At 55.4% G+C, this 10,551-nt stretch carries 10 protein-coding genes; 9 read left to right on the forward strand and 1 reads right to left on the reverse strand.

The genetic code is table 11. The features are described from left to right. Nucleotides 1–82: 82 nt before the first annotated feature. Complete coding sequence (gene fghA / locus FN633_RS14040) at nucleotides 83–922, reverse strand: S-formylglutathione hydrolase (protein WP_154058125.1); 840 nt, start codon at nucleotides 920–922, stop codon at nucleotides 83–85. A 142-nt stretch (nucleotides 923–1,064) separates the two neighbouring features. Here fghA and FN633_RS14045 point away from each other — a divergent pair, with 142 nt between their 5' ends. The 9 genes from FN633_RS14045 to FN633_RS14085 all read left to right on the forward strand — a co-directional run bounded on the left by FN633_RS14045 (nucleotide 1,065) and on the right by FN633_RS14085 (nucleotide 10,388). Next, complete coding sequence (locus FN633_RS14045) at nucleotides 1,065–2,198, forward strand: YbfB/YjiJ family MFS transporter (protein WP_154058126.1); 1,134 nt, start codon at nucleotides 1,065–1,067, stop codon at nucleotides 2,196–2,198. A 121-nt stretch (nucleotides 2,199–2,319) separates the two neighbouring features. Beyond that, complete coding sequence (gene folE / locus FN633_RS14050) at nucleotides 2,320–2,985, forward strand: GTP cyclohydrolase I FolE (protein ID WP_154058127.1); 666 nt, start codon at nucleotides 2,320–2,322, stop codon at nucleotides 2,983–2,985. A 29-nt stretch (nucleotides 2,986–3,014) separates the two neighbouring features. Then, entirely contained in the window at nucleotides 3,015–4,172 is a 1,158-nt protein-coding gene (gene yeiB / locus FN633_RS14055; RefSeq protein WP_154058128.1) for a DUF418 domain-containing protein YeiB, read from the forward strand. Between the two features lie 140 nt (nucleotides 4,173–4,312). After that, nucleotides 4,313–5,353 (forward strand): HTH-type transcriptional regulator GalS, encoded by a 1,041-nt coding sequence (galS, locus tag FN633_RS14060; protein ID WP_255211653.1) that lies wholly within the window; start codon nucleotides 4,313–4,315, stop codon nucleotides 5,351–5,353. Between the two features lie 282 nt (nucleotides 5,354–5,635). After that, nucleotides 5,636–6,634 (forward strand): galactose/glucose ABC transporter substrate-binding protein MglB, encoded by a 999-nt coding sequence (mglB, locus tag FN633_RS14065; RefSeq protein WP_154058129.1) that lies wholly within the window; start codon nucleotides 5,636–5,638, stop codon nucleotides 6,632–6,634. 78 nt (nucleotides 6,635–6,712) lie between these two features. Next, nucleotides 6,713–8,233: a galactose/methyl galactoside ABC transporter ATP-binding protein MglA gene (gene mglA / locus FN633_RS14070; RefSeq protein WP_154058130.1), complete on the forward strand. Its 1,521-nt coding sequence runs from the start codon at nucleotides 6,713–6,715 to the stop codon at nucleotides 8,231–8,233. A 15-nt stretch (nucleotides 8,234–8,248) separates the two neighbouring features. Further along, on the forward strand, nucleotides 8,249–9,259 hold the full coding sequence (gene mglC / locus FN633_RS14075; RefSeq protein WP_042389730.1) for a galactose/methyl galactoside ABC transporter permease MglC: 1,011 nt from the start codon (nucleotides 8,249–8,251) through the stop codon (nucleotides 9,257–9,259). A 324-nt stretch (nucleotides 9,260–9,583) separates the two neighbouring features. Further along, nucleotides 9,584–9,763, forward strand: coding sequence for a con-10 family general stress protein (locus tag FN633_RS14080; protein ID WP_042389732.1), 180 nt, complete (start codon nucleotides 9,584–9,586; stop codon nucleotides 9,761–9,763). 145 nt (nucleotides 9,764–9,908) lie between these two features. Next, nucleotides 9,909–10,388, forward strand: coding sequence for a YciE/YciF ferroxidase family protein (locus tag FN633_RS14085; protein ID WP_042389734.1), 480 nt, complete (start codon nucleotides 9,909–9,911; stop codon nucleotides 10,386–10,388). Nucleotides 10,389–10,551 lie beyond the last annotated feature (163 nt).

A 10,551-nucleotide genomic window follows, 5' to 3' on the forward strand; every position in this document is an offset into this window, starting at 1 on the left:
ATATTGTTAACGGCATTAACTTACCAGTTAGCTGCTATTTAACTACCCCGCGATCGTCGGGGTAGCCATATTGGTATGGTACTTAATTCGCCTGCAGATATTGGGCATGAAAACGCAGGTGGTCTTCGATAAAGCTGGCGATAAAAAAGTAGCTGTGATCGTAGCCCGGCTGTACGCGCAGGGTCAGCGGCCAGTCGGTTTGACGCGCGGCCTCAGCGAGGCGGGCAGGCTGCAGCTGCTCGGCCAGGAAGGCGTCGCCGTCACCCTGATCGATAAGCGTCGGAATAGCCTCTTCCGGCTGGCTGGCCTGCATCAGTGCGCAGCTGTCCCACGCCAACCAGTCGCTGCGGTTATCACCCAGGTAGGCGTTAAACGCTTTCTCCCCCCACGGAACCTGCGCCGGGTTAACGATAGGCGCGAAAGCCGATACGCTGGTGTATCTGCCGGGGTTTTTTAGCGCCATGATCAGCGCGCCGTGACCGCCCATCGAGTGGCCGCTGATAGCACAGCGCTCGCTGACGTTAAAATGCGCCTTAACCAGGGCTGGCAGCTCGTCACGCAGGTAGTCATACATCCGGTAGTGGGCGGCCCAAGGCTGCTGGGTGGCATTGAGATAGAAACCCGCGCCTTTGCCGAGATCGTAACCGGCATCGTCAGCCACGTTGTCACCACGCGGGCTGGTGTCCGGCATGACCAGCACGATCCCCAGCTCGGCCGCTACGCGCTGTGCCCCTGCCTTCGTTGTGAAGTTTTCATCGTTACAGGTCAGGCCGGAGAGCCAGTAGAGCACCGGCAGCGGCGCATCGTTGGCCGACGGCGGCACAAAGACGCTGAAGGTCATCGTACAGTTCAGTACGGCGGAGTGGTGCTGCCAGCGCTGTTGCCAGCCTTCATAGCAGCGGTGTTGTTCGAGCATTTCCATGCTTGTCTCCTCGGATCGTCATACTTTCGTCTGTTTGATTAATCATACAGATAATTCCCCGCACCGGGAGTAACTTTCACTTCCGCAGCAAGACATTATCAAGCATCATAAACGCAACTTTTTATTAACATTTGAGGCAGTTATGGCGGTACGCATTGCGCTGGCTGGTTTTGTCATGCTGATTGTGGCGATGGGGATTGGACGCTTTGCGTTCACGCCTCAGGTGCCGCTGATGATCCGCGATGGCCAGCTTAGCCTGACCAGTACGGGCCTGGTGGCGGCGCTGAACTACCTTGGCTACCTCATCGGTGCGTGGGATGCCATGCGCGCCCGCGATCGGGTTGAGCAGAGGCTCTACGTCGGCATCGGCGGGGCGGTGCTGCTGACCCTTCTCTCTGCGCTGGCGGTGGATCCGTTGCTCCACGGCATGCTGCGGCTGATTATCGGCATAATGAGCGGCTGGGCGATGGTGCTGACCGCCGCATGGGTTGGCGATCGGCTGGCGCATACCGGCAGGCCGGGCCTCAACGCAGCAGTCTTTGCTGGCCCTGGGGCAGGTATTGCCCTCAGCGGCCTGCTGGCGGTGGCGATCCAGGCTCAGGGGCTGTCGGCGGCGGCGGGCTGGGTGGTGTATGGCCTGTTAGCGCTGGTGCTGGTTGCGTTGGTTGCCCGGGATCTGCCCCGTCCGGGCGCGCTGCACCGCAGCGGCGAACAGCCGCAGCCGCTGCAACTGACCGGAAATATCAAGCGGCTGGCGTGGAGCTACAGCCTGGCCGGGTTTGGCTACATCCTGCCCGCCACCTTTCTCTCCCAGATGGCGGCGCTGCGCTTTCCCGGCAGCCTGTTTGCCCAATTTGTCTGGCCGGTGTTTGGCCTCGCCGCAGTGGTGGGGATCGCCCTCAGCGTGGCGCTGCGGCATAAAGGAGAGAGCCACCAACGTCTCGCCGTCGTGCTCTGGCTGCAGGGCGTCGGAGTGATTGCTGCCTGGCTGCTGCCGGGCATGGCGGGACTGGTTTGCGGCGCGTTGCTGGTGGGCGGCGGTTTCCTCTGCGCGGTCCAGCTGTCGCTGCTCTATGGTCGCGAGCTGGCGGCTGGGCATGCGCGCTATATGGCCGGGCTGCTTACCACCGGCTATGCGGTTGGCCAGCTGATCGGGCCGATGACCTCGGCGCTGTCGACCTGGCTGACCCATCGCCTGGAGCCCGCGCTGGGTCTGGCTGGCGTGGCGCTTTTTATCGCCGGGGCACTGGTCTGGCGACGTCATGATGAAAGGTAATAGCAATTTCACTAATTATCATGCTCGCAATACTAGATTCTGTTCGCGTCCTCACGCACAATGATTGCGCACTTTGCCCCGCTAGCGGCAAAGGAGAGCATCACCTGCTGGAGAATAAATAATGCCATCACTCAGTAAAGAAGCGGCCCTTGTCCATGAGGCGCTGGTCGCGCACGGGCTGGAAACCCCGCTGCGTCCGCCTGTCGACCTCGATAACGAATCCCGCAAGCGTCTTATTGCCGGACACATGACCGAGATCATGCAACTGTTAAATCTCGATCTGAGCGATGACAGTTTGATGGAAACGCCGCACCGTATCGCCAAAATGTACGTTGACGAGATCTTTTCCGGCCTCGACTACGCTAACTTCCCGAAGATCACCGTCATCGAGAATAAAATGAAGGTGGATGAGATGGTCACGGTGCGCGATATCACGCTGACCAGCACCTGCGAGCACCATTTCGTCACTATCGACGGCAAGGCAACGGTAGCTTATATCCCGAAAGATGCGGTCATCGGTCTCTCGAAGATCAACCGTATCGTGCAGTTCTTCGCCCAGCGCCCGCAGGTGCAGGAGCGTCTGACGCAGCAGATCCTCATCGCGCTGCAAACGCTGCTGGGAACCAACAACGTGGCCGTCTCTATTGATGCGGTGCACTACTGCGTGAAAGCGCGCGGCATTCGTGATGCCACCAGCGCCACCACCACCACCTCGCTGGGTGGGCTGTTTAAATCTAGCCAGAATACGCGTCAGGAGTTTCTGCGCGCCGTGCGTCACCATAACTGATCCCGTCAATGACGCGCAGAGGCGACGCCATGGAACGAAACATTACGCTGGATTTCATTCGTGGCGTCGCCATCCTCGGTATTCTGCTGCTCAATATTAACGCCTTTGGCTTACCGAAGGCGGCCTATATCAACCCGGCCTGGTATGGCGACATTACGCTGCGCGATGCCTGGACCTGGGCGGCGCTTGACCTCTTCGCCCAGGTAAAATTCCTGACGCTGTTTGCGCTGCTGTTTGGTGCAGGACTTCAGCTGCTACTCTCCCGGGGCAAGCGCTGGATCCAGTCCCGGCTTACCCTGCTGGTGCTGCTGGGCTTTATTCATGGCCTGCTGTTCTGGGATGGCGATATTCTGCTGGCCTATGGGCTGATGGGCTTAATCAGCTGGCGGCTGGTGCGCGACGCGCCGAGCATCAAAAGCCTGTTCAATACCGGCATTATGCTTTATCTCGTTGGCATCGCCGTGCTGCTGCTGCTGGGCTTTATCTCCGGTAACCAGACCAGCCGCTCGTGGATACCTGACGCGGCCAACCTTCAGTATGAGCAGTGGTGGAAGACCCACGGCGGCTATGACGCCATCAGCAACCGAGCGGATATGCTCTCTAACAGTCTGATTGCGCTGGGCGCGCAGTATGGCTGGCAGCTGGCGGGCATGATGCTTATGGGGGCGGCGCTGATGCGCAGCGGCTGGTTAAAAGGGCAGTTTACCCTGCGCCACTACCGTAAAACCGGCGTGGTGCTGATCCTTGCCGGCATGGCGATCAACCTGCCAGCGATTGTTGCCCAGTGGCTGCTGGGATGGTCATACCGCTGGTGCGCCTTTTTCTTACAGGCGCCGCGCGAGCTTAGCGCCCCGCTGCAAACCATCGGCTATGCGGCGCTGGCCTATGGCTTCTGGCCGCAGATCTGCCGCTGGCGTATCGTGCTGGCGGTGGCCTGCGTCGGGCGGATGGCGCTGAGCAACTATCTGTTACAGACCCTGATCTGCACCACGCTCTTCTATCATCTCGGCCTGTTTATGCGCTTCGACCGCTTACAGCTGCTGGCCTTTGTTCCACCTATTTGGGCCGTGAATATACTCTTCTCCGTGATTTGGCTACGGCATTTTCGCCAGGGGCCGGTGGAGTGGCTATGGCGTAAGCTAACTGCCCGTGCGGCAGGCGTTACACTCTCCCACACATCCAGATAACGATCTGGATCACAATCATTAACAAAACGGATGTAACCGTTTTCAGTGCTGTGACCTTCCTCACGTAGCGCCGCCGCTCCCCCTGCCAGAATAGCGCTCTTGCTAAATCCAGGGGGAAACTGTGAGCTGCTGCAATCTCAATCAGGAGGCCGGGCATGATTACCATTCGTGACGTAGCGCGTCGTGCGGGCGTCTCCGTGGCAACGGTATCCCGCGTGCTCAATAACAGCGCGATGGTCAGCCCTGACACGCGTGAAGCGGTGATGAAAGCCGTGGCGCAGCTGGGCTATCGACCCAACGCCAACGCCCAGGCGCTGGCGACCCAGGTCAGCGATACCATTGGCGTGGTGGTGATGGATGTCTCCGACGCCTTCTTCGGTGCGCTGGTCAAGGCGGTCGACACCGTGGCCCAGCAGCATCAGAAATACCTCCTGATCGGCAACAGCTACCATGAGGCAGAAAAGGAGCGTCATGCCATTGAGATCCTGATCCGCCAGCGCTGTAACGCCCTGATCGTTCACTCTAAAGCATTAAGCGATGAGGAGCTGGCCGGTTTTATGGAGCAGATCCCCGGCATGGTGCTAATCAACCGCGTGGTGCCCGGATACGCCCACCGCTGCGTTGCGTTGGATAACGTCAGCGGGGCGGTGATGGCCACCCGGATGCTGCTCGCCCAGGGGCATCAGCGCGTGGGCTACCTTGGCTCAAGCCATCAGATAGAAGATAACGATCTGCGCCAGCAGGGCTGGCGGCAGGCGCTGGCGGAGCGGGACATCCACGCGCCGGAAGGTTGGGTAGGCGTCGGTGCTCCGGATATGCAGGGCGGGGAGGCGGCCATGGTTGAACTGCTGGGCCGTAATCTGCACCTCACTGCGGTCTTCGCCTATAACGACAGCATGGCCGCCGGGGCGCTGACGGCGCTGAAGGATAACGGCATCGCCGTACCGCAGCATCTGTCACTCATTGGTTTCGATGATATTCCCATTGCCCGCTATACCGATCCGCAGCTGACCACGGTGCGTTATCCCATTGCCTCCATGGCCCGACTGGCGACGGAGCTGGCGTTACAGGGGGCTGCAGGGGCGCAGGATCTGGCCGCGACCCACTGCTTTATGCCGACCCTGGTACGCCGTCATTCGGTGGCGCAGCGGCAAACTGTGGCTCCAATCACTAACTTATAACATTGCAGCATGTAACCGTTTTCAATCTGTGAGTAAATTCACAGTATCTTAACAATGCGCTGACTATGATGTCAGCGTTCCAGAGCCTGAAACATTATGTAATACAGGCCGTTCGGTCAGGCATGATGCTTCGCAAGGGACAATCAATAAAGCTTTTCTGGAGCGTTACCGTACACGGAAGACCCAATTTTTAGAGTGACCTTCGGCGACAGTAACGTTTCATTATTCTGCTGCCCGCCGATCTTTATTCACAAGAACTACCCTGCATAAACCGGAGATACCATGAATAAGAAGGTTTTAACTCTGTCTGCCGTAATGGCAAGCATGCTTTTTGGCGCGGCAGCACATGCGGCAGATACCCGTATTGGCGTGACCATTTATAAATATGACGACAACTTTATGTCGGTTGTGCGTAAAGCAATTGAGAAAGATGCGAAAGAGAAGCCGGACGTTCAGCTGCTGATGAATGACTCGCAGAACGACCAGTCAAAACAGAATGATCAGATCGACGTTCTGCTGGCGAAAGGCGTTAAAGCGCTGGCGATTAACCTGGTTGACCCGGCAGCCGCAGGTACGGTTATCGAGAAAGCGCGCGGCCAGAACGTGCCGATTGTCTTCTTCAACAAAGAGCCTTCCCGCAAAGCGCTGGACAGCTACGATAAGGCCTATTATGTCGGTACCGACTCAAAAGAGTCCGGCATCATCCAGGGCGATCTGATTGCTAAACACTGGGCGGCGAACCCGACCTGGGATCTGAACAAAGATGGCCAGATCCAGTTCGTACTGCTGAAAGGCGAGCCGGGCCACCCGGATGCTGAAGCACGTACCACCTACGTGATTAAAGAGCTGAACGACAAGGGTGTGAAAACCCAGCAGCTGCAGCTGGACACCGCCATGTGGGATACCGCCATGGCGAAAGATAAGATGGATGCATGGCTCTCTGGCCCGAACGCTAACAAAATCGAAGTGGTTATTGCCAACAACGATGCGATGGCAATGGGTGCGGTAGAAGCTCTGAAGGCGCACAACAAATCCTCTATTCCGGTATTCGGCGTTGACGCCCTGCCAGAAGCGCTGGCGCTGGTTAAATCCGGTGCGCTGGCCGGTACCGTTCTGAACGATGCCAACAACCAGGCGAAAGCCACCTTTGATCTGGCGAAAAACCTTGCCGACGGTAAAGGTGCGGCTGACGGTACTGACTGGAAGCTGGAACAGAAAATCGTTCGTATCCCGTACGTTGGCGTGGACAAAGAGAACCTCTCTCAGTTCAGCAATAAATAATTCATTGTTCTGCTTTCACTGGGCGCATCTTGATGCGCCCTTTTATAACGCGATGTGCGAGGCCAACAAGGTATAATTATGGTCAGCGATACTACTCAGTCGTCAGGTGAATTCTTGTTGGAAATGAGCGGCATCAACAAGTCATTTCCCGGCGTTAAGGCACTCGATAACGTTAATTTAAAAGTGCGTCCGCACTCTATTCACGCCTTGATGGGTGAGAACGGCGCAGGAAAATCAACGTTATTAAAATGCCTTTTTGGGATCTATCAAAAAGATTCCGGCAGCATTCTATTCCAGGGTAAAGAGATCGATTTTCATTCGACCAAAGAGGCGTTGGAAAACGGGATATCTATGGTGCATCAGGAGCTAAACCTGGTGCTACAGCGGTCGGTGATGGACAACATGTGGCTGGGGCGTTACCCCACCAAAGGCGTGTTTGTCGATCAGGATAAAATGTACCGCGATACGAAGGCTATTTTCGACGAGCTGGATATCGATATCGATCCGCGCGCCCGCGTGGGAACCCTCTCCGTTTCGCAAATGCAGATGATCGAGATTGCCAAGGCGTTCTCCTATGATGCCAAAATCGTCATTATGGATGAGCCGACCTCCTCGCTGACCGAAAAAGAGGTCAATCATCTGTTTAAAATTATCCGCAAGCTGAAAGAGCGCGGCTGCGGTATCGTCTATATCTCGCACAAAATGGAAGAGATCTTCCAGCTCTGCGACGAAATTACCATCCTGCGTGACGGCCAGTGGATTGCCACCCAGCCGTTGGAAGGGCTGGATATGGACAAAATCATCGCCATGATGGTAGGCCGCTCGCTGAACCAGCGCTTCCCGGACAAACAGAACACACCGGGTGAGGTGATTATGGAGGTGCGCAATCTGACCTCCCTGCGCCAGCCCTCTATTCGTGACGTCTCCTTTGACCTGCACAAGGGTGAGATCCTCGGCATCGCCGGTCTGGTCGGGGCGAAGCGTACCGATATCGTCGAGACGCTGTTTGGCATCCGCGAAAAATCAGGCGGTACCATAACCCTGCACGGCAAAAAAATTAACAACCACACTGCAAACGAAGCGATCAACAACGGCTTTGCGCTGGTAACCGAAGAGCGGCGTTCGACGGGGATCTACGCCTATCTGGATATCGGTTTTAACTCGCTTATCTCCAACATCCAGAACTACAAAAACAAAGTCGGCCTGCTGGATAACAGCCGGATGAAGAGCGATACCCAGTGGGTTATCGACTCGATGCGCGTGAAAACGCCGGGCCACCGCACGCAGATCGGCTCCCTCTCTGGCGGCAACCAACAGAAGGTCATCATTGGCCGCTGGCTGCTGACCCAGCCAGAGATCCTGATGCTGGATGAGCCTACGCGCGGTATCGACGTAGGGGCAAAATTTGAGATCTACCAGCTGATCGCTGAGCTGGCGAAGAAAGAGAAGGGGATCATTATCATCTCCTCTGAAATGCCGGAGCTGCTGGGCATTACCGACCGTATTTTGGTTATGAGCAATGGCCTCGTTGCCGGAATTGTTGACACTAAAACGACAACGCAAAACGAAATTTTACGTCTTGCGTCTTTGCACCTTTAAGATCAGGGGCTTCACATGAGTGCGTTAGATAAAAAGAGTTTTCTCACTTACCTGAAAGAGGGCGGTCTGTACGTCGTTCTTTTGGTGTTGCTGGCCATTATTATTTTCCAGGATCCAACATTCCTGAGTCTGCTTAACCTCAGTAACATTCTAACCCAGTCCTCGGTGCGTATTATTATCGCGCTGGGCGTGGCGGGGCTGATTGTCACCCAGGGGACCGACCTCTCTGCCGGACGTCAGGTTGGTCTGGCGGCGGTCGTCGCGGCAACGCTGCTCCAGTCAATGGAGAACGCCAACAAGGTGTTCCCGGAGATGGCCACCATGCCGATTATCGCGGTTATCGCTATCGTCTGTGTAATTGGCGCGGTCATTGGCCTGGTGAACGGGATTATCATCGCCTACCTGAACGTGACGCCGTTTATTACCACCCTGGGTACGATGATCATCGTCTACGGTATCAACTCCCTCTACTATGATTTCGTGGGTGCATCGCCAATCTCTGGCTTCGACAGCGGCTTCTCTACCTTTACCCAAGGGTTTGTAGCGCTGGGCAGCTTCCGCCTCTCGTATATCACCTTCTACGCGCTGATCGCCGTGGCCTTTGTCTGGATCCTCTGGAACAAGACGCGCTTCGGTAAAAATATCTTCGCTATCGGTGGTAACCCGGAAGCGGCCAAGGTCTCTGGCGTAAACGTAGCGCTTAACCTGCTGATGATCTATGCCCTGTCCGGCGTCTTCTATGCCTTTGGCGGGATGCTGGAAGCGGGCCGTATCGGCTCTGCGACTAACAACCTCGGCTTCATGTACGAGCTGGACGCCATTGCCGCCTGCGTAGTGGGCGGGGTTTCCTTCAGCGGTGGCGTGGGTACGGTGCTTGGGGTAGTGACCGGGGTCATCATCTTTACCGTTATCAACTACGGTCTGACCTATATCGGCGTTAACCCGTACTGGCAGTACATCATCAAGGGCGGCATCATTATCTTCGCCGTGGCGCTGGACTCGCTGAAGTACGCACGTAAAAAATAACTATACTGTTTCAGTGAGTTATCTAAGCCCGCCGCTCCGGCGGGCTTTTTTATTGTCGTTTCGTTATAAAAAGACATATTTTGCAATATTTAGTGGCAGCGATATATTTGCCGCTTCGCTTATGGAATATATTTCCTATCTGCTTGATTTCACGTTATAAGGAAAAATGATTGCTCTCGGAATGCTCCTGGTATGCTTCGCTGTTGATATTTCCTTGAGTTTTTGACTTGAAGGCGGGGGAATTATAGCTACAGTTAAACATGCCTGACGGGGGAATCACTTCCCTCTATTTTTAACCAAAACTGTATGTGGAAGGAGTATATTATGGCCCAACAACATCGTGGCGGTTCAGGAAACTTTGCAGAAGATAAACAGCGTGCATCTGAAGCAGGCCGTAAAGGCGGACAGCAGAGCGGCGGGAACTTCAAAAACGACCCGCAGCGCGCATCTGAAGCAGGTAAGAAAGGCGGACAAAACAGTCACAGCGGCGGTCGTTCCTCCTGACCTTAGCACACATATATCTTATTTAATTAATTAACCTTGATTAAATAGGTATATATTGACTGTCGGTGGCAATCCTGTAATTACCTTTACAGGATTGCCACACTTAATTAAGGGACCATCCCGGCGACCTAAAGAGGAATTAATTATGCCAGCGGTAAAAACACTTGAAGATCTCTTTATTCATGAACTGTCAGACATATACAGCGCCGAGAAACAAATAGCGCGCGCACTGCCAAAAATGGCCCGTGCAGCGACCTCAGAACAATTGGTTACCGCGTTTGAAACCCATCTCGAAGAAACCCGCGGACAGATTGAACGAATTGACCAGATTGTTGAAGTAACCGAAGGCCTACGTATTCGCCGTATGAAGTGCCACGCCCTTGAGGGTCTGGTGGAAGAGGCCCAGGAGATCATCGATTCCGTTCAAGCAGGCGAGCTGCGCGACGAAGGTCTGATTGGTGCGGCGCAAAAAGTCGAGCACTACGAGATTGCCTCTTACGGTACGCTGCGTACCCTGGCTCTGAAGCTGGGTTACAAAGAAGCGGCTAAGCTACTGGAAGAGACGCTGAACGAAGAGAAACAGACCGATGTGAAACTCACCGGTATTGCCGAAGGCAAAAAATAAGGAGGCGCTATGCGTACTAACTACTCCCTGAACGTTGAAAAAGACGATCCTTCCGAGTCGCCGGAGTCAGGTGACAAAAAGCCTGAGAAAAAGTAGCTCAGGCTTGAAGAGAACCGGTCAGCTATGCTGGCCGGTTTTCTATTTATCTGCCGGAATGATAGAG

It is taken from the genome of Pseudescherichia vulneris (genome assembly GCF_902164725.1).
In the GTDB taxonomy this organism is placed as follows: Bacteria; Pseudomonadota; Gammaproteobacteria; order Enterobacterales; family Enterobacteriaceae; genus Pseudescherichia; species Pseudescherichia vulneris.

Excerpts from the sequence above, each read along its gene's own strand:
- fghA (WP_154058125.1), bottom strand. The coding sequence starts at position 922 with ATGGAAATGCTCGAACAACACCGCTGCTATGAAGGCTGGCAACAGCGC.
- FN633_RS14045 (WP_154058126.1), top strand. The coding sequence starts at position 1,065 with ATGGCGGTACGCATTGCGCTGGCTGGTTTTGTCATGCTGATTGTGGCG.
- folE (WP_154058127.1), top strand. The coding sequence starts at position 2,320 with ATGCCATCACTCAGTAAAGAAGCGGCCCTTGTCCATGAGGCGCTGGTC.
- yeiB (WP_154058128.1), top strand. The coding sequence starts at position 3,015 with ATGGAACGAAACATTACGCTGGATTTCATTCGTGGCGTCGCCATCCTC.
- mglB (WP_154058129.1), top strand. The coding sequence starts at position 5,636 with ATGAATAAGAAGGTTTTAACTCTGTCTGCCGTAATGGCAAGCATGCTT.
- mglA (WP_154058130.1), top strand. The coding sequence starts at position 6,713 with ATGGTCAGCGATACTACTCAGTCGTCAGGTGAATTCTTGTTGGAAATG.
- mglC (WP_042389730.1), top strand. The coding sequence starts at position 8,249 with ATGAGTGCGTTAGATAAAAAGAGTTTTCTCACTTACCTGAAAGAGGGC.
- FN633_RS14080 (WP_042389732.1), top strand. The coding sequence starts at position 9,584 with ATGGCCCAACAACATCGTGGCGGTTCAGGAAACTTTGCAGAAGATAAA.
- FN633_RS14085 (WP_042389734.1), top strand. The coding sequence starts at position 9,909 with ATGCCAGCGGTAAAAACACTTGAAGATCTCTTTATTCATGAACTGTCA.